Origin of the sequence: Pseudomonas sp. NFX71, from assembly GCF_048079215.1 — a bacterium.
In the GTDB taxonomy this organism is placed as follows: domain Bacteria; phylum Pseudomonadota; class Gammaproteobacteria; order Pseudomonadales; family Pseudomonadaceae; genus Aquipseudomonas; species Aquipseudomonas fluorescens_B.
The window spans coordinates 2,089,258-2,110,223 of the sequence record NZ_CP182230.1; the positions used below are offsets into that span (position 1 = coordinate 2,089,258).

Genomic DNA, 20,966 nt, shown 5'->3' on the forward strand with positions numbered 1-20,966 from the left:
GGGCGACACCCAGGGGCAGTCAAGGATGAAGAGAAGTCAGAAGTTGTTCGTCGCGAGCCTGCTCGCGCTGGCAGTCAGTGGATGTGCAGTCAAAAGTGAACCGATCGAACGCAGCGTCAGCGAGCAACGCGCCAAGAGCGATCTGCAAAGCATGTACAAGGGCCAGGAACCCCTCAGCGGTCCGCTGACCCTGCATCAGGCCATGGCCCGCGCGGTGAAATACAACCTTGAAGGCCGGCTGAAGATCATGGAAGAGGCCCTGGCCAAGCGCCAACTCGACCTGGCCAGCTTCGACATGTTGCCGCGCATGGCGCTGGACGCCGGGTACGTCGGCCGCAACAACGTCAACGCCTCCAGCAGCCAGAGCGTACGGACCGGCACTCAGTCGCTGGAGCCATCGACTTCACAGGACCGCGACCGTGAAGTCGCCGACCTGACCATGGTCTGGAACGTGCTGGATTTTGGTGTCAGCTACATCAGCGCCAAGCAACAGGGCGACCAGCGACTGATCGTTCAGGAGCGTCGGCGCAAAGTCATCAACACCATCGTTCAGGACGTGCGCTCGGCGTATTGGCGGGCCATGGCTGCCGAACGGTTGCTCAAGCAGATCGACAGCCTCATGGCTCGGGTCGAGACCGCTCGCGGCAACAGCCAGAGCATGAGTGAGCAGCGCATCGGCGATCCGATCCAGGCGTTGGGTTATCAACGCTCGTTGATCGAAGCCACCCGCCAGTTAGAAGAACAGCGCCGCGCGCTGTCGCTGGCGAAAACCGAACTGGCGACCCTGATCAACCTGCCGCTGGGCACCGATCTGACGCTGGCGACTCAGGACGACTACGTCATCCCCGAATTGAAAGTGGACCTCGCCAGTCTGGAACAGGAAGCCCTGACCAGCCGTCCGGAACTGCGTGAGCAGGATTACCAAAGCCGCATCAGCGCTGCCGAAACCCGTAAAGCCATGTTGCGCCTGCTGCCGGGCCTGGAGTTCTCCGCTGGCGGGCATTACGACAGCAACTCGTTCCTGGTGGAGCAGGGTTGGGCCGACTATGGCGTGAAGGTCACGTGGAACCTGTTCAGCGTGATTTCGGCGCCGGCGGCAATCAACGTCGCCAAGGCCGGTGAAGAAGTGGCCACGGCGCGTCGTCAGGCGATGTCGATTGCGGTGCTGGCGCAGCTCTACGTGGCCAACGCCAACTACCGCGAGGCACTGCGGCAGTTCAAGACCAATCAGCAACTGTCGGACATTGACGGGCAGATTGTCGGCCAGTTGCGCAATCGCTATAAGGCGGCAGGGCTGGGCGAACTGGACTTGATTCAGGGCGAGTTGAACACCTTGCAGGCCGATCTGCGCCGCGACTTGTCGTACGCCGATCTGCGCAACGCCTACGGGCAGATTTTTGCCAGCGCGGGGCTCGATCCGCTGCCCGATCAAGTGCAGTCCACTGAAGTCCAATCCATCGCCACCGCATTGGCCAATCGCGAAGCGGCGTGGGCGGCGGGCAACATCACAGTGCCGGTGGCTCATGCCCAGGCTCAATAACCTTCAGGCGCCGACAGCGAGCATCAGCCGTGCACAACGGGAGGCCCGAAACGGCCATCGCGGCACGGCGATTCTGTTGACCGGTTTGCCGGCGGCAGGCAAGTCGACGCTGGCCCAGGCGCTGCACGCACAGTTGTTCGAGCGCGGCGTGCAGAGTGTTGTGCTTGACGGCGATGGGCTGCGGGTCGGGCTCAACCGCGATCTGGGTTTTGCTGACAGCGACCGCCTGGAAAACATTCGCCGGGCCAGTGAACTGGCGGCGTTGTTGGTGGAAAACGGGCAGGTGGTGATTCTGGCGATGATTGCGCCGTTACTGGAGTTGCGTGAACTGTTTGCCACGCGTTTAGGCGAGGATTATCGCGAAGTCTGGTGCAGCGCTTCCCTGGCGGTATGCGAGCAGCGCGATCCCAAAGGTCATTACGCCCGGGCCCGTCGCGGTGACCTGCCAGGATTTACCGGGGTTTCTGCACCTTATGAACCTCCGCCGGCTGCCGGGCTGGTTCTCGACACCGGAGCGCAGTCGGTCGAGGCCTGTCTCGACCGTTTGCTGACCTGGCTCGGAGAATGTGCGGTCTTACCCAGAGCGTGAGCCGGGTGTTTTTGTGGCGAGAGAGCTTGCTCCCGCTGGGCTGCGAAACGGCCTGCTACGCAGTCCAACGGGAGCAAGCTCCCTCGCCACAGTCTTCACTGCCTCAAGGCTTTTGCGATAGATCTGCCATGCCCTTGAGCAATTCGATCGGCAGTGGAAAGACGATGGTCGAACTCTTGTCCCCTGCAATCGAACTCAGGGTCTGCATGTAGCGCAGTTGCATGGCGCCCGGCTGGCGGCCGAGCATTTCGGCGGCCTGCATGAGCTTTTCCGAAGCCTGCAGTTCACCTTCGGCGTGGATGACCTTGGCCCGGCGCTCCCGCTCGGCTTCAGCCTGTTTGGCGATGGCGCGGACCATCGATTCGTTGAGGTCCACGTGCTTGATCTCGACGTTGGCGACCTTGATGCCCCAGGCGTCGGTCTGGGCATCGAGCACTTGCTGGATATCGATGTTCAGCCGTTCGCGCTCGGCCAGCAGCTCATCGAGTTCGTGTTTGCCGAGCACCGCGCGCAAGGTGGTCTGGGCCAGCTGACTGGTGGCCATGAGGAAATCTTCGACCTGGATAATTGCCTTCTGCGGATCGAGCACGCGGAAGTACAGCACCGCGTTGACCTTGACCGAGACGTTGTCGCGGGTGATCACGTCTTGCGGCGGCACATCGAGCACCACGGTACGCAAATCGACGCGAACCATTTGCTGCACCACGGGAATCAGCAGGATCAGGCCGGGACCTTTGACTTGCCAGAAACGGCCGAGCTGGAACACCACCCCGCGCTCGTATTCGCGCAGGATGCGAAAGGTCGATCCCGCCAGCGCAATGACCAACAGCAGCAGCGCGGCAAAACCCAGTTGCAGGCCCATGGCTATTCTCCACCCGGCGCCGCGTCAGCCGCGGCCACTTGCAGCAGTAATCCCTTGCGCGCCACCACCCGGACCCGCTGCCCTGTTTCCAGTGGCGTGGCGCTGAGGACTTGCCACTGTTCTCCTTGCAGGTGCACCCAGCCGTTGCAGGCATTGCCGGGTTGTAACGACATGATCGGCGCCACGCTGCCCACGAGCCCGGCATCGCCACTGACGGTTTGGCGCGGTCGGGTTTTGAGGGCGCGGATCACCAGGAATATCAGCAACAACGCGCTGATCAGGCCCAGGCCGATCATCAACGGGACAGGTACTTCGGTGTTGCTCAGGATCACCGCGCCGATGACGAACATCACAATCCCGCCCAACCCGATCACGCCATAATTGGGCAAGGCCGCTTCGGCGATCAGAAAGGCGATGCCCAACACAATCAGCCAGATCCCGATGGGGTTGGGGATCAGCACGAGGGTGTCCGCCGCGAACGCCGATCCGCTCAAGGCCAACAGCAACGCCACTGCACAGCTACGCGTGTTCACTTGACCCTCCTTGTAGGAGCGAGCCTGCTCGCGATGAACCTGAGAGCGCCTCGCCCATCCATTGAGTCCGCGTTCCCGTTAACGCCCATCGCTAAATACAGTCTAGTCGAGCCGTTGGTTGTACGAATTTTGATCAGTTGTCGACGATGTTCCAGTGGGCAGATTTCCCGCCGGAATGCGTCGGCAGGCCTAGACTTTCAGTACAGAGCAACGTGTTAACCCATCGTCCGTCACAGACTGTTCGCGGACACCGAGGTGCATCATGCGTATGGCAAGAACCGTGCAGAGAAGCCTGGAAAAGGCTCAATGCGAATATGACATTGTCACCCACCCACACTCGGCCAGCAGCCTGGAGACCGCGCGGGTCTCGGGCATTCCAGCCGAACGGATGGCCAAGTCGGTGATCCTCGACGATCACCACGGCCATTACCTGATGGCCGTACTCCCCGCCAGCCGTCACCTGGACCTGAGCAAAGTACGCAGTAGTGGCGAATGGCAGGTCTCCCGGGAAAGCAACCTGCCGCACCTGTTCGATGATTGCGAACGTGGCGCGGTGCCAGCCCTCGGCGAGGCCTATGGGCTGGATGTGGTCATTGACCCACTGCTGACCCGGCAGAAAGACATTTATCTGGAAGCCGGCAACCACATCAACCTGCTGCACATGAACATGCCGGAGTTTCTGAAAATGGTGCCGCATGCCGAAGTGCGGGAGTTGAGTTATTGAGTCATGTGTCGTCAGTGACGCCGCCATCGCGAGCAGGCTCGCTCCCACAGTTGACCGCGTGTCCCTGTGGGAGCGAGCCTGCTCGCGATTGACCGCTTGGCGGTCACCCAATCATCAGCCATTCCCAGGAGCCCGACATGGAATCCCCAACCCACAGCCTCCCCTCACTGTTCAAACAGCTCGGCCTCCCGGATGACGCCGAAAGCATCGATAAATTCATCGCTACCCACTCACCACTCAAGCCGGAATTGCACCTGGCGGACGCCTTTTTCTGGACCAAGAGCCAAGCGCAGTTTTTGCGCGACGAGATTCTCGATGACGCGGATTGGGCGGAGGTGGTGGATCAGTTGAATGTGCTGCTGAGGAAGGGGCGAGGGGGGTAAAAAACATCGAAAAACTGGCTTTTCCAGGATGCGATGAGGGGTGGGCAGGCAGGAGGTTTAGCGATCCCTGCTGATTTTTACGGTGTCTTGACCGCCAAATTGTTTCAAAACTTGACCAACTTTCCCCCCAAATGCCATATTGATAGTTAGCAAACTAACAGTGTGTCTATTCGCCCGTGTCAAAAAATCTCGACGTTCTTCAGATGAGCATCAGCAGTTCCATGGTGGTGGCCGCCCGGCACTGGCGGAAGATCTGCCAGACCACCTTGGTCAACTATGGAATCTCCGAAGCCTGCGCCGTTCCGTTGTTGATGATCGGGCGTCTGGGCGAGGGTGTGCGGCAGGTGACGGTGGCACAGGCGGCCGGGATGGAGAGCCCGTCCCTGGTACGTCTGCTCGATCAGCTGTGTCATGCCGGCTACGTTCGTCGAACCGAAGACGCGCATGATCGTCGCGCCAAATGCCTGAGCCTGACCGTCACCGGCCGCGAGCTGGTCCAGGCGGTTGAAATCGAGCTGGTGCGCTTGCGCAATGAAGTGCTGGAAGGGATCGCCCCGAGTGATCTGGAAGCGGCGTTGCGGGTATTGAAAGCGTTCGAAGCCGCCAACGCTCCATCGGTGGTGAACCCTTGAGCGGATTTTTTACCGGCGTTCCCCCGGCCCGGGACTGGTTCTACGGCGTGCGCACCTTCGCGGCGTCGATGATCGCGTTGTACATCGCCATGCTCATGCAAATGCCGCGTCCGTACTGGGCGATGGCCACGGTGTATATCGTTTCCAGCCCCTTCGTCGGCCCGACCAGCTCCAAGGCGCTGTATCGCGCGGTCGGTACGTTTCTGGGCGCGGCGGCGGCGGTTTTTTTTGTGCCGATGTTTGTTCAGAGCCCCTATGTGCTGGTGCTGGTCATCGCGCTGTGGACCGGGATTCTGCTGTTCCTGTCGCTGCACCTGCGCACCGCCAACAGCTACGCGTTGATGCTCGCCGGTTACACGCTGCCGTTGATCGCCTTGCCCGTGGTCGATAACCCGCTGGCGGTGTGGGACGTGGCCGAGGCGCGGACTGAGGAGATTTTCCTCGGCATCGCCGTCGCGGCGGTGGTCGGTGCGATGTTCTGGCCACGGCGGCTGGCGCCGGTGTTCAACGATTCGGTGAGCAAATGGTTCGCCGATGCCTCGACCTACAGCCTGCGCTTCCTTAGCCGCAACGTGCAGCCCGATGAAGTCAGCGCGTTGCGCGCATCAATGGTCGCAACCTTCAACACCCTGGAATTGATGATCGGCCAGTTGCCCCACGAGGGCACGCGCCCGCAAACCGTGCGCAACACCAAGGAACTGCGCGGGCGAATGATTCATTTGTTGCCGGTGATCGACGCCCTCGACGATGCGCTCTACGCCCTCGAGCGGCGCACGCCGGAGCTGGTGGACAAATTCTCGCCGTTGCTGGCCGCCACCACGGCATGGCTTGGCCACAAAGACGCCGACCTCAACCGCTGGCAAGCGTTGAAAGATCAACTCGAAGCGCTGCAACCGTCCGCCGAAGCGCTGGATGATCGCAAGCAACTGCTGTTCTCCAACGCCTTGTATCGTCTCGGCGAATGGATCGATTTGTGGCAAGACTGCCGCAGCCTGCAGTACGCGATTCAGTGCGAAAGCCAGGACAGCTGGCGCGCGGTGTATCGGCACTGGCGCCTCGGTCGGCTGTCGCCATTTCTCGACCGTGGGCTGATGCTCTACTCGGCGGCGTCCACGGTCACCGCGATCATCGTCGCCTCGGTGCTGTGGATTCTGCTCGGCTGGACCGACGGCGGCAGCGCGGTGATTCTGGCGGCGGTAGCGTGCAGTTTCTTCGCCTCGATGGACGACCCGGCGCCGCAGATTTACCGGTTCTTCTTCTGGACCGCGATGTCGGTGCTGTTCGCCAGTCTTTACCTGTTTCTGGTGCTGCCCAACCTGCATGATTTTCCGATGCTGGTGCTGGCGTTCGCCGTGCCGTTCATCTGCATCGGCACCCTGACGGTCAAGCCGCAGTTTTACCTGGGCATGCTGCTGACACTGGTCAACACCTCATCCTTCATCAGTATCCAGGGTGCTTACGACGCGGATTTCCTCAGCTTCGCCAACTCCAACCTGGCGGGCCCGGTCGGCTTGCTGTTCGCCTTTGTCTGGACCCTGATTGCGCGGCCGTTTGGCGCGGAACTGGCGGCCAAGCGCCTGACCCGTTTCAGCTGGCGCGACATTGTCAGCCTCACCGAACCCGCCTCGCTGGCCGAACATCGGCAGTTGGGTGTGCAGATCCTCGATCGCCTGATGCAGCATTTGCCGCGACTGGCCATGACCGGCCAGGACACTGGCATCGCGCTGCGGGAAGTGCGCGTGGCGCTGAACCTGCTCGACCTGCTCGCCTACACACCGCGTGTGCTCGGCGTGCCGCAGGTGCTGCTGCATCAAGTGGTGGCCGAAGTCGGCGAGTATTTCAAAGCCTGCCTCAAGGCTGGCGAGCGGTTGCCGGCGCCCGGTGCGTTGTTGATGACCATGGACCGCACGCGCCGCGCCCTCAACCGCGAGTGCGATGACGGCGCCCGCCTGCACCTGCTGCACGCCTTGAGCGGCTTGCGTCTGGCGTTGCTGCCCGGTGTCGAGTTCCTCGGCACTGGTGACCTCGAAGAACCGCTTCCCCATGGCATCGATGGAGCGCCTTTATGATCGGTGACCTGGATATCAGCGGGGTGTTCCTGCCCACGCTGCTGGTGCTGATGGGCATTACGTATGTGATTTACCTGCTGGTGCACGGGTTGCTGACGCGCCTGCACTTTTACCGTCTGGTCTGGCACCGGGCATTGTTCAACGTGGCTCTCTACGCTTTGCTGCTCGGCGCCGTGGACTCACTCAGTCGATACCTGATGACATGAAAAAACCTTTTTTGACCCTCGGCCGTGTGGTCCTGACCCTGTTGATCGTGACCTTCGCCGTCGTCGTGGTCTGGCGCATGGTGATGTATTACATGTTCGCCCCGTGGACCCGCGACGGGCATATCCGCGCCGACATCGTGCAGATCGCCCCGGACGTGTCCGGCCTGATCCAGCACGTCGAGGTGCGCGACAACCAATTGGTGAAACGCGGCCAGGTGCTGTTCAGTATCGATCAGGACCGTTTCAAGCTCGCACTGCGCCAAGCCAAGGCGGCGGTCGCCGACCGTCAGGAAACCCTGGCGCAAGCGCAGCGAGAAGCCAAGCGTAACCGCGGCCTCGGCAACCTGGTGCCGGGCGAGCAGCTGGAAGAGAGCCAATCGCGGGTGGCCCGCGCCGAAGTGGCATTGATGGAAGCGCAGGTGGCGGTAGACAGTGCCCAGCTCAACCTCGACCGCTCGACCATCCGCAGCCCGGTCGATGGCTACGTCAACGACCGGGCGCCGCGTGCACAGGAATTCGTCACTGCCGGGCGCCCGGTGTTGTCGGTGGTGGACAGCAATTCGTTCCATATCGACGGCTATTTCGAAGAAACCAAACTGGATGGCATCCATGTCGGTCAGTCGGTCGATATCCGGGTGATCGGCGACCGCGCTCGCCTGCGCGGCCACGTGGAAAGCATCGTCGCTGGCATCGAAGACCGCGACCGCAGCAGCGGCAGCAACCTGTTGCCTAACGTCAATCCTGCGTTCAGCTGGGTGCGACTCGCGCAGCGGATTCCGGTGCGGATCGCTTTCGACGAGGTGCCGGCAGATTTCCGCATGATTGCCGGGCGCACCGCGACGGTGTCGATCATTGATGACCAGCAGCGGGAGCCGGGCAAATGAGCAGGGCCTCGGGTTTGGCGGTTGCCGGATTAGGTTTTTTGCTGTCGGCGTGTCAGGTGGTCGGGCCGGATTATCACCTGCCTGACGAAGCCGCGGTACACCGTGAAGACCTGCAGGGCAACCTGGCGGTGAACGGCAAAAATGTCGTCTCGGCGCCGGTGCCCGGCGATTGGTGGCGCCTGTATCAGGACCCGCGTCTGGACCAGTTGGTGCAGCAGGCCATGGCGTCCAACACCGATTTGCGCGTGGCCGCCGCGAACCTTTCCCGCGCCCGCGCTCAGGTCGACGAAGCCCAGGCCGCAGGTGGCTGGAGTGGCGGCGTGAAGCTCGGCGCCCAGCGCTTGCAGGAGTCCGGCGAAGCCTTCCTGCTGCCGGAAAAAGTGCCGGTGGCCAATGTCGGCGACATCGGCCTTACCACCTCGTACCAATTCGACCTGTTCGGCACCTTGCAGCGCGGGATCGAGGCGGCCAAGGCCAATGCCGATGCGACGCAAGCGGCGGCGGATACGGCGCGAATCACCTTGGTGGCCGACGTTGTCCGGGCGTACACCCAAGTGTGCGCGGCCAACGAAGAACGGGAAATCGCCCAGCATTCCCTCGACCTGCAAGCCCAGGGCACCACGCTGATCCAGCGTTTGCGCGATGCCGGGCGTGGCGATGAAACCCAGGTCACCCGCTCGCAAACCCAATTCAAATCCCTGCGTGCCGACATGCCGCGTTATGAAGCGGCGCGTCAGGCGGGCTTGTTCCGTTTGTCGATGTTGCTGGCCAAACCGGTCGACCAATTGCCCGCCGGCACCGCCACGTGCGCCGAATTGCCGAAAATCGCGCAATTGTTGCCGGTCGGTGACGGCGCCACGTTGCTCAAACGCCGCCCCGATGTGCGTCAGGCCGAGCGCCGACTGGCCGCGGCGACCGCAGGTATCGGCGTTGCCACCGGCGAGTTGTACCCGGACATCAGCATCGGCGCTACCGTCGGCACGGTCGGTATTCTGGAGAATCTCGGCAAACCGGCGACCAACCGCTGGGGTTTCGGCCCGTTGCTGACCTGGACCGTGCCGTCCAATGGCTCCCGGGCGCGAGTCCGCGAGGCCGAAGCGGCGACCCAAGGCGCGCTGGCGCACTTCGATGGCGTGGTGCTCAACGCCATTCGTGAGACCCAGACCGGTCTGGCCCAATACTCCGCGCTGCTGCAACGCCGCGATGCCCTGGCGGATGCCGAGCAGTCCGCGCAACTGGCGGCGGATCAGACGCACCGCTTCTTCCAGGCGGGTCGTGAATCGTTCCTGGCAGACCTGCAAGCGACCCGAACCTACACCGATGTGCGGGCGCAACTGGCTTCCGCCAACACGCAAGTTGCCATGAGCCAGATCGATTTGTTCCTGGCGCTGGGCGGTGGCTGGGAAAGCGGACGAACGCAAGCGACGAACACCAGCAAACCCTGAGGCCGTTGCTATGCTTTGACTTGATGAGATCGTGCGTCGAACTCATCAATCAAGGCTCGCGTTGGTCATGGGGACTCTAATAATGAAAAACCCTTATGCTCCCGGCTTCTGGTGCGCTATTGCGGCATTGGTGTTGCTGTCGGCCACCTATTTCTACGGCGTCATGCTGGCTCACCAGATCGACAAGGCGCTGGTGTTCCTCGACAGCGCAGCTGCGCTGATCGCCGTGATGGCCATCGTGGTGGTGGCCTGGGCTTCGCTCCAGGGCCAGCGCATCAAAAAAAGACAACTGGAACAAGGCAAGACGCTGGTGCTGATCTGGGACACCAAGGTCGCTTTGCGTCGGGTCGAAACGGTATTCGACCGGTATTTCTGGGGCAGTTACTGGCAACCGGGGCGCACGTTCCAGGAAGTCATGGGCGAACTCACCGGCACGCCGCTGGAAAAAAGCCTCGAAACGCTGAAGAAGCAATGTCTTGAGCTGGACAAGCAAATCGCCGAAGACGACTGGCACTGGCTGAACAACGCCCGAGAGCTCTCCGACGTTGCCGCCGCCATGGCCCGCGAACGCTATCAGCTGGACTTCTGCGACCCGCGCGCGGACGTGACGGGCGGGACGGTGATCAATCGGGATTTCGAGGTGCTGGTTTATACGTGGACCGCACGGCTGAAAAGTTTTGATCATCAGCTGGATGAGATGGAAGTGCAGTATTCCTGAATTGATGTCGCCTTATCGGACGCCATCGCGAGCAGGCTCGCTCCCACAGGGTTCACTGCAATTCCTGTGGGAGCGGGCTTGCCCGCGATGGCGATTTCATGCCGCCGAAACTCTCAACCCCTTCGCACAGTCCATAGACACTCTTTAACCTTTAAACATTGGGCCACGCGGTGTGCCTGATGCTAATCTCCATCGCGCTTTAAACGCAGTCGTGACCATAGCCCGTCAAGGGCTCAGGGAAGACGACCACACCTCAGACAACGGACATTGAACGGGTCATTCATGAATAAATCAGCAGGCGTGCTTCTTGGAATTGTCGTGGCCATCGGTGCAATCAGCGCCGGCGGTGCCTGGTTCACCGGCACCAAACTCGAAGGGGTACTGAACACCTCGATCGCCGACGCCAACAAGGAACTGCAAGCCGCGCTGGTCGGTTCCAATGGCACCGCGTCGCTGGAACTGGTGTCGCTTGAGCGCCACGTGTTCAGCAGCACCGCGCACTACCGCCTCAAAGGCCAAGGCGAAATGTTCGGCGAGGCACCGGTCGAATTGCTCTTTGTCGATCACATCGAACACGGTCCGCTGCCGCTTTCGCGTCTGATGTCACTGAAGTTGTTGCCGGTCCTGGCCACCAGTCACTACGAACTGGAAAAGACGCCTATCACCGAGAAGTGGTTCGCCGCCGCCAAGGACAAATCGCCGCTCACCGGCGTGGTCAACATCGGCTATGACAACTCCACCAACGGCACCCTCCAATTGCTGCCGCTGGATGTCGCGCTGGACGACAAGTCCCACCTGAAATTCTCCGGCCTGAACCTCGATGTCTCGGCCAACGCCCAGGCGCAGAAAGTCAAAGCCAACGGCTACATGGACAACTTCACACTGACCACCGTGGCTGAAGACCAGACACCGGTAAAAGTCGAATTGAGCGGCCTGACCCTGGCCAGCAACCTGGTGAAAAGTACCTATGGCTACTACACCGGCGAGAACACCCTCGAGCTGACCGACAGCAAAACCACGTTCGGCGCGCAGCAGTCGGTGTTGGGCATCAAGAAATTCGAAATGAAGAACCAGACCGAGGAGTCGGGCACCAGTGCTTCCGGGCGTGCCGATTACAAGATCGGTGAAGTGTCCCTGAACGGCAAATCGGTGGGTTCGGCGCAGATGGCCATGAGCCTGAAGAACCTCGACATCCCGGCGACAATGTCATTGATGCAGATTTACCAGACCAAACTGCAGCCCTATGAAAAAGCCGCCGCCGAAGCGGCCGCGGCTGGCGAACCGGCACCCGAGCTGGTCTTGACCCCGGCCGAAGAAGCCCAGGTCAAAACCGGTCTGGAGAAACTGCTGGCGGCCGGTCCTCAAGTCGCCCTGGAGAACCTGTCGTTCACCACCGCCAACGGTGAAAGTCGCGCCAACCTGCTGCTCGACCTGACCAAACCACAATCCATGGACCTGCCGCCGGATCAACTGACCCAACAGCTGATCGCCCTGCTGGACGTCAATATTCAAGTGTCCAAACCGATGCTGGTTGATTTGCTCAGCGTCCAAGGGCAAATCGACGGTCAGACCGACGCCAAGGTCATCGCTGATCAGGCCACGGCCACGGCCGACATGTTCGGCGCCATGGCGGTCGGCACGCAGTTCGCCAAACTGGACGGCACCAACATCGTCACCAAGCTGCACTACGCCAACAAACAAGTGGAATTCAACGGCCAGAAAATGACCGTCGAAGAGTTTGTCGGCTTTGTCATGAGCAAGCTCGGTGGTGCTGGCGTCGTCCAGTAAAACCACAAACCCTGTAGGAGCTGCCGAAGGCTGCGATCTTTTGATCTTCAAAGGCAACAGATCGCGGCCTGCGGCAGCGCCTGCACATGTTCAGATCAATCGCGAATCAGCCGCCACGCCTCGTCAACAGGCAGCGGCTGTTTCATCCGCTCGGCCAGCATCGCCATCGCCCGCTCTTCATCGCAGGCGATGGCGGCGGTCACCACACCGTTCTTGCCGAACAGGCCGATAAACGGTGGGTGGTACGGATCGCCCTTGAACTCGACCTCGTCCCACGTTTCGGCGTGACCGAGGTAGTCGTAGTTCTTGCCGAAGTGCCAGGTCCAGAAGTACGGCACATCCAGGTAATGCTCGTCACCGCCCAGCATATTTGCCGCCGCGATCCGTGCGTGCTGTTGTGCCAGGCGCCAATGCTCGATTCGTTGCGGCTGGCCGTTGAGCGGGAAGGTCGCGATATCACCGGCCGCCCACACCCCTTCGACCACGCGCATACCGCCATCGACCTTAAGGGAATGATCTTTTTCCTTGGGCAGATCCTTGAACGGTCCCGTTGCCGGGCTGACGCCAATACCGACCAATACCAAATCCGCCGGCAAACGCTGACCGTTTTTCAGTTTCACCGCTTCAACCTTGTCTGTGCCCTCAATCTGCGCGGCTTCGCTGTCGGTGTGAAACACCACGCCGTGGGCCACATGGCGGGCAAGAATGGCTTTGCCGACCGTTGCGCCGAACTGTTTGGCGAAGGGCACCTCGTGACGGGCCAGAACCGTGACGTCCAGGCCGTATTCGCGTAGCGCCGACGCGGACTCCATCGCGATAAAGCTGTCACCGATAATCACGGCCCGTTGGCCTGGCTGGGCCGCGGCCAGAATTTTTTGTGCCTGGTCTTTCGAGCGCAGCAAAAACACCTGCGGCAGGGCGGCGCCCGGTAAATCCAGAGATTTGGGTGTGCCGCCCGTGGCGATCAGCGCAGCGTCATAGGTCAATGTCTGGCCATCCTTGAGCTGCACGGTTCGGGCCTTGGCATCCAGGCTCGCCACTTCACCGTTTATGCGATCAATGCGCTGCTCGCGATAAAAGTTTTCATCACGCAGCGGCGGGACTTCCTCTGGCGGCATCTCCCCGGCGATCACGAATTTACTCAACACGGTACGGTCGTAACCGGCCTCGGGTTCGCGGTCGATCAGCAGCACGCGGCCACCGAAACCCTTTTCGCGCAACGCCGCTGCACCCGCCGTGCCTGCGGCGCCGGCGCCGATAATCACAAACGTACGTTCATCATCGGCGGGTGGGGTGTGAGCATCCGGAAGCGGGTTTTCGTCGACCCAGACTTCATCATCGCGCACTTCCAGGGGATAGCGCTTGAGGCTGTCCAGCGACGGTGGTTCACACAACGCGCCGTCCTCGATCCGGTACGCTGCCTTGTGCCATGGGCAAATCAGGCGCCCATGGCACAGCGCCCCTTCGGCCAGCGGCGCCCCGGCGTGGGGGCATTCGCCCTGATAGGCGCGCAATTCATCGCCACTGCGCAGCAAGACGATTTTGGTGTCCCCAATCCGGACTTCCAGGCCTCGGTTATCGGGAACATCGGCAAAACGGGCAACGCGGTGCAGTGCCATGATCGTTCTCCAGGCAGGCGTTTCACTTAAGAGTCTGGCGCCTATCCCGTGGTTCAGCCAATTCCCACTGCCACCGCACGAACGGTTTGGCTATAGTTTGCACGCCGACCACGGCCCCACCCGCACAAGGTGCTCCGGTATGACCCGATTGACCTCTCTGAACCCTTGGCTGGCGGCCGTTGCCGTCGCACTTTGCGTGCAGTTTCCGGCGCAGGCCCAGGAACGCTTCACCGTCAGCATTCCCGGCGTTTCGGACAATCGCCTGTTCACCTCGGCGGCGGCCAGCGATGCGCCCGGGTGCGGCGGCAAGAACCAGTCCCCGGCCCTGAGCTGGACTGCGCCCCCGACGGGCACGCTGAGCTACGCCATCGTCATGCACGACCCGGACGGTCAGAAAGGCCTGGGTGTCGATCACTGGATTCACTACGGCATCAAACCCTCGACCCGTCAGATTGCACCCGGTGTCGGCGCCAAATCCGCCCTCGAAGGCGTGAGTGGCAGCAACAGCAAAGGCACCACCGGCTACATCGGCCCTTGCCCGCCGGTCGGCGACAGCTCCCACCACTACATCATCCAGCTCTACGCGCTCGACCTTGCGCCGGACGCCTTGCCCGCTGGCCTGACCCGCGCGCAATTGCTGGAAAAAATCAAAGGCCATGTGCTGAAAAACAGCAGCGTGGTGCGGCGTTATCACCGCTGAAGATTTTTACAGCGGGTTTAACCCGAACTGACCGGGCTGTCCGTCTCAGAGGATGAATGGATCAATTTCCTCCTGAGGTCAGCCCCCATGTCCCTCCCTCTGCATGTCCTCCGCCCGGCCGCCCAGGGTTTCACCGCCGGGTTGCTGCTGGCCGTTGCCGGTTGCGGTGTTTCGTCCAAGCCTGAATCCGCTGCGGTTCCGGTTTCGCCTCCGGCGCAAAGTATGTTGGTGCGCAATGAGGCGGTCATGGCCGATGCGACCATGACCAAACGCAGCCTGCGTCCGGCCCCCATGGCGGGGTTTGCGCCTGAATCTTCGCCGCCGGGTTATCAGGATGAGCAGCGTGAGCACTATCAAGCGCTGGCGGATAACCCGATTCACAGCGTCGCCGAAGCGCCGGTCTCCACCTTCAGCGCCGACGTCGACACGGGCGCCTACGCCAACGTTCGCCGCCTGCTCAATCAAGGTCGCCTGCCACCCGAAGGCGCGGTGCGGCTGGAGGAGCTGGTCAACTACTTCCCCTACGATTACGCCTTGCCCACCGACGGATCGCCGTTCGGCGTGACCACTGAGCTGGCGCCGTCCCCGTGGAACCCGCACACCCGCTTGCTGCGCATCGGCATCAAGGCGTCGGACCGTGCGGTGGCGGAACTGGCCCCGGCGAACCTGGTGTTTCTGGTGGACGTGTCCGGTTCGATGGATCGGCGCGAGGGCTTGCCGCTGGTCAAGAGCACCCTGAAATTGCTGGTCGATCAGTTGCGCGAGCAGGATCGGGTGTCGCTGGTGGTTTACGCCGGCGATTCGCGTGTGGTGCTCGAGCCAACTTCTGGACGGGAAAAAGCGAAAATTCGTACAGCCATTGATCAATTGACTGCGGGCGGTTCCACCGCCGGGGCGTCGGGCATCGAGCTCGCCTATCAAATGGCGCAGCAAGCGTTCATCCCCAAAGGCATCAACCGCATCCTGCTGGCCACCGACGGCGATTTCAATGTCGGCATCAGCGACTTCGACAGCCTCAAGCAAATGGCTGTGGACAAACGCAAGACTGGCGTTTCCCTGACCACCCTGGGTTTTGGTGTGGATAACTACAATGAACACCTGATGGAACAACTGGCCGACGCCGGCGACGGCAACTACGCCTACATCGACAACCTGCGCGAGGCACGCAAAGTGCTGGTGGATCAGCTCGGCTCGACCCTCGCGGTGGTGGCGAAAAACGTGAAGCTGCAAGTGGAGTTCAACCCGGCGCGGGTCAGCGAGTACCGGTTGTTGGGCTATGAGAATCGCGCGCTGAAGCGTGAGGATTTCAGCAACGACAAGGTTGATGCCGGTGAAATCGGCGCAGGGCACACGGTCACGGCGTTGTACGAAATTGTGCCGAAGGGCGAGAAGGGCTGGTTGGAGCCGTTGCGGTATGGCAAGTCCGAGTCGGTTGTTTCGGGGAGTGCCGGGGAACTGGCGATGCTGCGTGTGCGTTATCAGTTGCCCGAAGGTGGGAATAGTCGCTTGATCGAGCGGCCGATTGCGGGGGGGACGGAAGGCAAGGCCAGTGACGACCTGCGATTTGCGGCGGCCGTGGCAGCGTTTTCCCAGCAGCTCAAGGACGGCCGTTACACCGGTGATTTCAGCCTGAAGGACACCGAAGCCTTGGCTCGCGGGGCGCGAGGCGAAGACCGATTCGGTCTGCGCGCAGAGTTCGTTCAACTGGTGGAACTTGCGCAGAGCCTGCGAACCACCACAGCATCCAACAGTGAGCCGCTTAAAGGAGGCTACAACTGACATGTCTGCTCCCGAATCGAGCGACGAATCACTGCTGGCCCGCTATCGCTCGGGCGACGGGCCTGCGTTCGAGATTCTGTACGCCCGTCACCGGCAAGGCCTTTATCGATTCCTCCTCGGCCTCAGCGGCAAGTCCGAACTGGCCGAAGAGGTTTACCAGGAAACCTGGCTAAGCCTGATCCGCAGCACCAGTCAGCCACAAGGTCGGGCGAATTTTCGTACATGGCTTTACCAGATCGCCCGCAATCGCCTGATCGATCACTGGCGCAAACACGGAATCCACAACCCCTTGCACGACAGCTATGACGAACAGACCCACGCCCTGGCCGATGACACCGCCGATCCCGAACAACTGCTGAGCCTGAGCCGCGATACCCAGCGCCTCGAGGTCGCCCTGCACACCTTGCCCACCGACCAGCGCGAAGTATTCCTGCTGCGCGCCCACGGCGATCTCGACCTGCCGCAGATCGCCACCCTCACCGAAACACCGCTGGAGACCGTCAAAAGCCGCTTGCGCTACGCCCAGCAAAAACTGCGTCGGCTGCTGGCCGAGGAGGTACTGACATGACTGACGCCCGCAAACCACCGGAAGACGAAGTGCTTCAACATTTCCGCGAGCATTCGACCGGCGCACCACCGGCCCATCTTGATGCCTTTATCCTGTCCGCCGCACAGCGTGAAGTCCCTGCGCCGAAACCGAACCGGTGGCAACGCTGGGTTCAGGCGTGCCAGAAACCCCGTTGGCAGGTCGCATTTGCCAGCCTTGTCGGTGTCGCGCTGATGCTGGCGCTGGTGCAGCGAACTCCAGAACAGCCCGCGAGTTACGACTTCGCACCCAAAGCGTCCGCACCGGTCGCCAAAAAAGAGGCCGCACAGGCACCGTCGTCGGTTGCGCGCTCGCTGGCGACCCCAGCGCCAGCCGCACCGATGGCCGGTTTCGCCGCCCCTGCGCAGAGCGAATCGATCAACGCCGAAGTGGCCGATGAAGCAAAAGTCAGCAAACGCGCCGCCGCCCCGGTGAAAACCCTGGATGAGCAATTGCTTGAAGTCCTGCGCCTACAAAGTGCCGGTCAGACACTCGCGGCGGATGAATTGTTGGCGACATTGCACAAGCGCTTTCCCCAGGAAAATCTCGCGGCACGACTCAAGGAATTGAAGAAAAACTGAGGGGAGCGATGCTCCGCGATTTGGCATCAACACCCGAAAGCGCGCACTATCGGCCTATAGCCGATGCGTTGGAGGATGCCGTGGCAAAAAAAATCGACCGCATCGCCCAAATGCTCAACTGCCCGGAAAAGGGCGAGGAACTGCGGCGAGCAGTGACTGAGAGTCGTAAGGAGTTTCTTCTGGCCAAGCAGGCAGAGGCAGCGCCTGAAGAAGACGTTCTTGATGAGGAAGAGATTGAGGACGACGAGGATGATGAGTACGACGAGTTTGATTGGACGACTGAGTGACCTTCTCTGGTGAAATGATCTCCCCGTAGGAGCGAGCTTGCTCGCGATGTTCTTCCAGACAACGCGGGCATTCAGGCTGCTTGCGTCATCGTAAACGCCCATCGTCGGAACACCGCCCGGAGCCGGCTCGCTCCTACAGAAAAAGCCCCACATCCCAGTGATTTTGGGCTTGTTTAAAAGGGCTTTGGTTTACTTCTAGCAAGCTACAAACTCTTGCGCCATTACCTACGGCTACGCCAGAATCCGCCGGCTTGTGCGCTTTGGGACCGGTCTGTAATTTGACTCGCGTCACTGGTTTTCAGTGATCGGGTTTAGCAGCCCGCCGTGGTTAGTGAAGTGCATAGCATCCTCTTCAGTCAGGTTATTAACCTGCACATTATGGTGGCTGTGCGTGGGGCGCCCCCGGGCGCGCCGGTTTGCTAACTTCCCGGTCTGCTAACCCGCGCACAGCCGCCACCCATCGTTTAGCAGCGACGTGTGAACGGCTCCACTTCTGGAGTTAGTCAAATGTCCAAAATAGTCCCCGACCCACCAGCATCCGAACCACAGCAACCTGAACGCAAAGGCTCGCTCTTCACCGTCAGCCCCAACATCAATACCGAAACCCTGCTCGCCAACGCCTCGGAAGACCTGCTGTCAATCAGCGCCATCGCCGCCGACCTTGCCGACGGTGTGGACGGTTCACGCCGCTCCAAAGCCCTGGCACTCAGCCGCATGGCCGATGGCGTGCATTTGTTGGTGGAACGAGCGCTGGATCACCTGGATGAGCCAGAGATGGCCGCGATCTTCACCAGGCAGCAGAACCAAACCGCTGACGCTTAGGCGCCGGCCACAAAAAATGGGCACTGGATAATTGTGGGAGCGGGCCGGCTCTGGGCGGTGTTCCGACGATGGTCTTAAACGATAACGCGGGCTGCCTGAATGCCCGCGTTATTTTGATCAAATTATTTATTGATCCGTATCTGCCCAAGCTGGATCCACGAGCAGAGCGACACGATCTCGCAGACTATTGGTTCACCAAAGTGTTCGGCGCCATTCTTGGCGTCTGCCGCAGTTAAAACATTAAGCGGAACAGGACAGTTGAAAGATGAGCTCAGGACTATCGAAGGTCTTTCCAATCATGCTTTCAAGACCACTTACCTGCTCTGGTGATAGCTCGTATTCATAAATGGCATCTTCCGGCTCAAGCCATGCCATCAGCTCTGCCAATGTCGAAAATTGGTCAGCAGGGATTTCAATGCTGAAAACCAATTGCTCGGTTTTCTTGTCGAACGCAAGAATTTCATATTGCATTTTTTCGGGCTCCTCTCAAATTACTTTGGCGTGGTCCGGGCTGTCTCGGCGTTCAGCTGACTCAGACCGGGCGCCCTGACCGCCTCCAGCGGCGACCTGTTCTGGCGTGCTGTTAGGGGCCCAACTGGTTAGCTAGGCTTCTAGCCCAATGAATAGATCCAGGTCGTTGGGTAACTGCTCATTAATCGCGGTCGCAATCCGCTGAGATTGGTCGCCTGTAAGCAGCCATTCGCCGTCCGGGCTTTCTGCAAGGCTTTGCCACCCCAGCACTTCTAGTGCCGCTGGCTCAAACTGCGACAGTACGTCTAGTTCATATTTCAGCGAAGTATCATCACTGTCGCCCGATAAAAAACCTGTGATGCATAGGTGCATGATTTTCCCCTGAATTACTTTGGAGTTGTTCTGCCTGGCTCGGCGCCCTTGGTCCGCTCTCCTGTGTCAGGGTTGAACTCTCCCAGATGCTTTCCTTGTTTGTCGTACAACTCAACCCGGCCATTCTCGTAGTCCCACTCATAAATGCGTCCCTTGCGATCCTTCCAGCGTTTGCGTTTCTGCCCGCCACCTTTGACTGAGCTCTTGGAAGGGCTGAGCACCGCATCTGGAAAAGCCGTTAGTCCTTTGGGGGCTGGGTGATAGTTGTGGTCGCCCCCAATAGGCCGAGCAAACACCACGTACAGCGACTTCAGCCCCGCGTCCGCTGGAAACACCAGAATACAGTCGTCAGTGGTGATGTCCTCACCGGGGAGGCCTTCGAGCTGACTGTCTGTATTGTCCGGAATCGGGTGGACAAGGATGGTGCCAAGCTGTTCGCCGCTGCTGTCGGGGTAGATCAGAGGGGGCATCTGTCCCAGTGGCCCGCGCTGGGGCGTCCACAAGATAGTGATGCCATTGAGCTTGGCTTCCAAGGCAGTTTTATCGGCATTCCACGTGGCTTGCACCGTGCGTACCGTATCGTCGCCGGATGCGGTGGTGTGGATGCCGTAGACCTGAAATACCCCCTCGGTGTCTCGACGAAACTGAAATCGCACACGGGTGGGCGCGTGGGTCATGCTGCGCAACTGATTATCGGAATGGAGGGTGCCGTCGCCCATCTGAGTGGGGAGCATGCCGAGTATGAAAACACTGGCAGGCCCGCCAGCACCGCGAATCGTCCAGTTAAGACGCTGCTGCAGTATGCCGCCGCCGGCCATGCGGCCTAGTGCCAGATCGGCACCGAGTGCCGTCGCTACGGCGGTGCTGGCAGACGGAAAAAGCATGGCGCCCGCGACCATTATCTTGCCAAAGTTCGAGGCGGGCTCCGGAGCGGTGCCGGCGTCGGTGCGACACCAGTTACCGGGGATGCAGGATTTGGCAAAGACCTGATCGTCGCGAGGCTTGACCTGTGGCCATGGATCTTTTGGGGGGATATAGACCGGTTCAGGCGCTGGCGCTGATCTAACCATGAAGCCACTGCCTGAGCTGGCAAAGCGCTCCTTTACCAACAGCAAATCACCCTTGCGGACGGCCTCGATAATTTCGCTGTCGCTGCTGATGGGGGAATGGCTCCCAAAATGAGTGAGTCCGCCAATGCAATGGCGACCACGGGCCAGCGCGTCTTTAACCAATCGGGCGGCATTGGCGGGGCTTTCGGTCTGCTCGAGGCCCTTGTCGACATTCCTTATCAAACGCATGGCGTTCCCTTCGGTTTAGTCCTCGGGGAGGCATTCTGGCGAGCATGAAGCGCGCCGGGCAAAAAACAGTTTTGCGGG

At 60.7% G+C, this 20,966-nt stretch carries 23 protein-coding genes; 17 read left to right on the forward strand and 6 right to left on the reverse strand.

Annotated features, from left to right (window positions below; all coding sequences use genetic code 11):
- Positions 1-25 precede the first annotated feature (25 nt).
- Together ACM1ZW_RS09665 and cysC are read left to right on the forward strand one after the other, a co-directional pair.
- A complete protein-coding gene (locus tag ACM1ZW_RS09665) occupies positions 26-1,540 on the forward strand; it encodes a TolC family protein (protein ID WP_017335840.1) in 1,515 nt (504 codons plus the stop codon).
- A complete protein-coding gene (gene cysC / locus ACM1ZW_RS09670; RefSeq protein WP_017335841.1) occupies positions 1,524-2,129 on the forward strand; it encodes an adenylyl-sulfate kinase in 606 nt (201 codons plus the stop codon). Before ACM1ZW_RS09665 ends, cysC begins: the two co-directional genes overlap by 17 nt.
- Before the next feature lie 103 nt (positions 2,130-2,232).
- Here cysC and ACM1ZW_RS09675 read toward each other — a convergent pair whose 3' ends face one another.
- Both ACM1ZW_RS09675 and ACM1ZW_RS09680 read right to left on the reverse strand, forming a co-directional pair.
- Positions 2,233-2,991 carry a slipin family protein gene (locus tag ACM1ZW_RS09675; protein ID WP_414879208.1) on the reverse strand — a complete coding sequence of 253 codons (759 nt, stop codon included), beginning with the start codon at positions 2,989-2,991 and terminating at the stop codon, positions 2,233-2,235.
- Positions 2,992-2,993: 2 nt separating this feature from the next.
- Complete coding sequence (locus ACM1ZW_RS09680) at positions 2,994-3,524, reverse strand: NfeD family protein (protein ID WP_017335843.1); 531 nt, start codon at positions 3,522-3,524, stop codon at positions 2,994-2,996.
- Between the two features lie 262 nt (positions 3,525-3,786).
- Here ACM1ZW_RS09680 and ACM1ZW_RS09685 point away from each other — a divergent pair, with 262 nt between their 5' ends.
- From ACM1ZW_RS09685 to ACM1ZW_RS09725, 9 genes are all read left to right on the forward strand, one after another.
- The gene (locus ACM1ZW_RS09685; protein WP_017335844.1) at positions 3,787-4,248 is read left to right on the forward strand and encodes an aminoacyl-tRNA deacylase; all 462 of its coding nucleotides are present in this window, start codon (positions 3,787-3,789) and stop codon (positions 4,246-4,248) included.
- Positions 4,249-4,385: 137 nt separating this feature from the next.
- Positions 4,386-4,631: a DUF2789 domain-containing protein gene (locus ACM1ZW_RS09690; RefSeq protein ID WP_017335845.1), complete on the forward strand. Its 246-nt coding sequence runs from the start codon at positions 4,386-4,388 to the stop codon at positions 4,629-4,631.
- A 203-nt stretch (positions 4,632-4,834) separates the two neighbouring features.
- Entirely contained in the window at positions 4,835-5,263 is a 429-nt protein-coding gene (locus ACM1ZW_RS09695) for a MarR family winged helix-turn-helix transcriptional regulator (protein WP_416740452.1), read from the forward strand.
- Positions 5,260-7,332 (forward strand): FUSC family protein, encoded by a 2,073-nt coding sequence (locus tag ACM1ZW_RS09700; RefSeq protein ID WP_416740453.1) that lies wholly within the window; start codon positions 5,260-5,262, stop codon positions 7,330-7,332. Before ACM1ZW_RS09695 ends, ACM1ZW_RS09700 begins: the two co-directional genes overlap by 4 nt.
- Complete coding sequence (locus ACM1ZW_RS09705; RefSeq protein ID WP_008034684.1) at positions 7,329-7,538, forward strand: DUF1656 domain-containing protein; 210 nt, start codon at positions 7,329-7,331, stop codon at positions 7,536-7,538. Before ACM1ZW_RS09700 ends, ACM1ZW_RS09705 begins: the two co-directional genes overlap by 4 nt.
- Positions 7,535-8,422 carry an efflux RND transporter periplasmic adaptor subunit gene (locus ACM1ZW_RS09710; protein ID WP_414879205.1) on the forward strand — a complete coding sequence of 296 codons (888 nt, stop codon included), beginning with the start codon at positions 7,535-7,537 and terminating at the stop codon, positions 8,420-8,422. Before ACM1ZW_RS09705 ends, ACM1ZW_RS09710 begins: the two co-directional genes overlap by 4 nt.
- The gene (locus tag ACM1ZW_RS09715) at positions 8,419-9,867 is read left to right on the forward strand and encodes an efflux transporter outer membrane subunit (RefSeq protein WP_416740454.1); all 1,449 of its coding nucleotides are present in this window, start codon (positions 8,419-8,421) and stop codon (positions 9,865-9,867) included. Before ACM1ZW_RS09710 ends, ACM1ZW_RS09715 begins: the two co-directional genes overlap by 4 nt.
- Positions 9,868-9,949: 82 nt before the next feature.
- Positions 9,950-10,585, forward strand: coding sequence for a hypothetical protein (locus tag ACM1ZW_RS09720; protein WP_017335850.1), 636 nt, complete (start codon positions 9,950-9,952; stop codon positions 10,583-10,585).
- Between the two features lie 282 nt (positions 10,586-10,867).
- Complete coding sequence (locus ACM1ZW_RS09725) at positions 10,868-12,373, forward strand: YdgA family protein (protein ID WP_017335851.1); 1,506 nt, start codon at positions 10,868-10,870, stop codon at positions 12,371-12,373.
- Positions 12,374-12,468: 95 nt separating this feature from the next.
- On the opposite strand, the gene ACM1ZW_RS09730 is transcribed toward ACM1ZW_RS09725, so the two are convergent.
- Complete coding sequence (locus tag ACM1ZW_RS09730) at positions 12,469-13,992, reverse strand: FAD-dependent oxidoreductase (RefSeq protein ID WP_416740455.1); 1,524 nt, start codon at positions 13,990-13,992, stop codon at positions 12,469-12,471.
- A 139-nt stretch (positions 13,993-14,131) separates the two neighbouring features.
- On the opposite strand from ACM1ZW_RS09730, the gene ACM1ZW_RS09735 reads away from it, so the two are divergent.
- The 6 genes from ACM1ZW_RS09735 (at position 14,132) to ACM1ZW_RS09760 (ending at position 18,747) form a co-directional block, all read left to right on the forward strand.
- Entirely contained in the window at positions 14,132-14,692 is a 561-nt protein-coding gene (locus ACM1ZW_RS09735) for a YbhB/YbcL family Raf kinase inhibitor-like protein (RefSeq protein ID WP_414879203.1), read from the forward strand.
- A gap of 87 nt (positions 14,693-14,779) precedes the next feature.
- Positions 14,780-16,471: a vWA domain-containing protein gene (locus tag ACM1ZW_RS09740; protein ID WP_416740456.1), complete on the forward strand. Its 1,692-nt coding sequence runs from the start codon at positions 14,780-14,782 to the stop codon at positions 16,469-16,471.
- A gap of 1 nt (position 16,472) precedes the next feature.
- Complete coding sequence (locus ACM1ZW_RS09745; protein WP_414883353.1) at positions 16,473-17,039, forward strand: RNA polymerase sigma factor; 567 nt, start codon at positions 16,473-16,475, stop codon at positions 17,037-17,039.
- A complete protein-coding gene (locus tag ACM1ZW_RS09750) occupies positions 17,036-17,638 on the forward strand; it encodes a hypothetical protein (RefSeq protein ID WP_416740457.1) in 603 nt (200 codons plus the stop codon). Before ACM1ZW_RS09745 ends, ACM1ZW_RS09750 begins: the two co-directional genes overlap by 4 nt.
- 20 nt (positions 17,639-17,658) lie before the next feature.
- Positions 17,659-17,925 (forward strand): hypothetical protein, encoded by a 267-nt coding sequence (locus ACM1ZW_RS09755; RefSeq protein WP_414879228.1) that lies wholly within the window; start codon positions 17,659-17,661, stop codon positions 17,923-17,925.
- Positions 17,926-18,432: 507 nt separating this feature from the next.
- On the forward strand, positions 18,433-18,747 hold the full coding sequence (locus ACM1ZW_RS09760; RefSeq protein WP_416740458.1) for a DUF6124 family protein: 315 nt from the start codon (positions 18,433-18,435) through the stop codon (positions 18,745-18,747).
- Between the two features lie 240 nt (positions 18,748-18,987).
- Here the strand turns inward: ACM1ZW_RS09760 and ACM1ZW_RS09765 are convergent, their stop codons facing one another.
- The 3 genes from ACM1ZW_RS09765 to ACM1ZW_RS09775 form a co-directional block, all read right to left on the reverse strand.
- A complete protein-coding gene (locus ACM1ZW_RS09765; protein ID WP_416740459.1) occupies positions 18,988-19,218 on the reverse strand; it encodes a hypothetical protein in 231 nt (76 codons plus the stop codon).
- A 132-nt stretch (positions 19,219-19,350) separates the two neighbouring features.
- On the reverse strand, positions 19,351-19,590 hold the full coding sequence (locus ACM1ZW_RS09770; protein WP_416740460.1) for a pyocin S6 family toxin immunity protein: 240 nt from the start codon (positions 19,588-19,590) through the stop codon (positions 19,351-19,353).
- Between the two features lie 14 nt (positions 19,591-19,604).
- Positions 19,605-20,888 carry an S-type pyocin domain-containing protein gene (locus ACM1ZW_RS09775; RefSeq protein ID WP_416740461.1) on the reverse strand — a complete coding sequence of 428 codons (1,284 nt, stop codon included), beginning with the start codon at positions 20,886-20,888 and terminating at the stop codon, positions 19,605-19,607.
- Between the last annotated feature and the right edge of the window lie 78 nt (positions 20,889-20,966).

Bases quoted from the DNA above. Each gene is read 5' to 3' on its own strand.
- ACM1ZW_RS09665 (WP_017335840.1), top strand. From the start codon at position 26: ATGAAGAGAAGTCAGAAGTTGTTCGTCGCGAGCCTGCTCGCGCTGGCA.
- cysC (WP_017335841.1), top strand. From the start codon at position 1,524: ATGCCCAGGCTCAATAACCTTCAGGCGCCGACAGCGAGCATCAGCCGT.
- ACM1ZW_RS09675 (WP_414879208.1), bottom strand. From the start codon at position 2,991: ATGGGCCTGCAACTGGGTTTTGCCGCGCTGCTGCTGTTGGTCATTGCG.
- ACM1ZW_RS09685 (WP_017335844.1), top strand. From the start codon at position 3,787: ATGCGTATGGCAAGAACCGTGCAGAGAAGCCTGGAAAAGGCTCAATGC.
- ACM1ZW_RS09690 (WP_017335845.1), top strand. From the start codon at position 4,386: ATGGAATCCCCAACCCACAGCCTCCCCTCACTGTTCAAACAGCTCGGC.
- ACM1ZW_RS09695 (WP_416740452.1), top strand. From the start codon at position 4,835: ATGAGCATCAGCAGTTCCATGGTGGTGGCCGCCCGGCACTGGCGGAAG.
- ACM1ZW_RS09705 (WP_008034684.1), top strand. From the start codon at position 7,329: ATGATCGGTGACCTGGATATCAGCGGGGTGTTCCTGCCCACGCTGCTG.
- ACM1ZW_RS09710 (WP_414879205.1), top strand. From the start codon at position 7,535: ATGAAAAAACCTTTTTTGACCCTCGGCCGTGTGGTCCTGACCCTGTTG.
- ACM1ZW_RS09715 (WP_416740454.1), top strand. From the start codon at position 8,419: ATGAGCAGGGCCTCGGGTTTGGCGGTTGCCGGATTAGGTTTTTTGCTG.
- ACM1ZW_RS09720 (WP_017335850.1), top strand. From the start codon at position 9,950: ATGAAAAACCCTTATGCTCCCGGCTTCTGGTGCGCTATTGCGGCATTG.
- ACM1ZW_RS09725 (WP_017335851.1), top strand. From the start codon at position 10,868: ATGAATAAATCAGCAGGCGTGCTTCTTGGAATTGTCGTGGCCATCGGT.
- ACM1ZW_RS09730 (WP_416740455.1), bottom strand. From the start codon at position 13,992: ATGGCACTGCACCGCGTTGCCCGTTTTGCCGATGTTCCCGATAACCGA.
- ACM1ZW_RS09735 (WP_414879203.1), top strand. From the start codon at position 14,132: ATGACCCGATTGACCTCTCTGAACCCTTGGCTGGCGGCCGTTGCCGTC.
- ACM1ZW_RS09740 (WP_416740456.1), top strand. From the start codon at position 14,780: ATGTCCCTCCCTCTGCATGTCCTCCGCCCGGCCGCCCAGGGTTTCACC.
- ACM1ZW_RS09745 (WP_414883353.1), top strand. From the start codon at position 16,473: ATGTCTGCTCCCGAATCGAGCGACGAATCACTGCTGGCCCGCTATCGC.
- ACM1ZW_RS09750 (WP_416740457.1), top strand. From the start codon at position 17,036: ATGACTGACGCCCGCAAACCACCGGAAGACGAAGTGCTTCAACATTTC.
- ACM1ZW_RS09760 (WP_416740458.1), top strand. From the start codon at position 18,433: ATGTCCAAAATAGTCCCCGACCCACCAGCATCCGAACCACAGCAACCT.
- ACM1ZW_RS09765 (WP_416740459.1), bottom strand. From the start codon at position 19,218: ATGCAATATGAAATTCTTGCGTTCGACAAGAAAACCGAGCAATTGGTT.
- ACM1ZW_RS09770 (WP_416740460.1), bottom strand. From the start codon at position 19,590: ATGCACCTATGCATCACAGGTTTTTTATCGGGCGACAGTGATGATACT.
- ACM1ZW_RS09775 (WP_416740461.1), bottom strand. From the start codon at position 20,888: ATGCGTTTGATAAGGAATGTCGACAAGGGCCTCGAGCAGACCGAAAGC.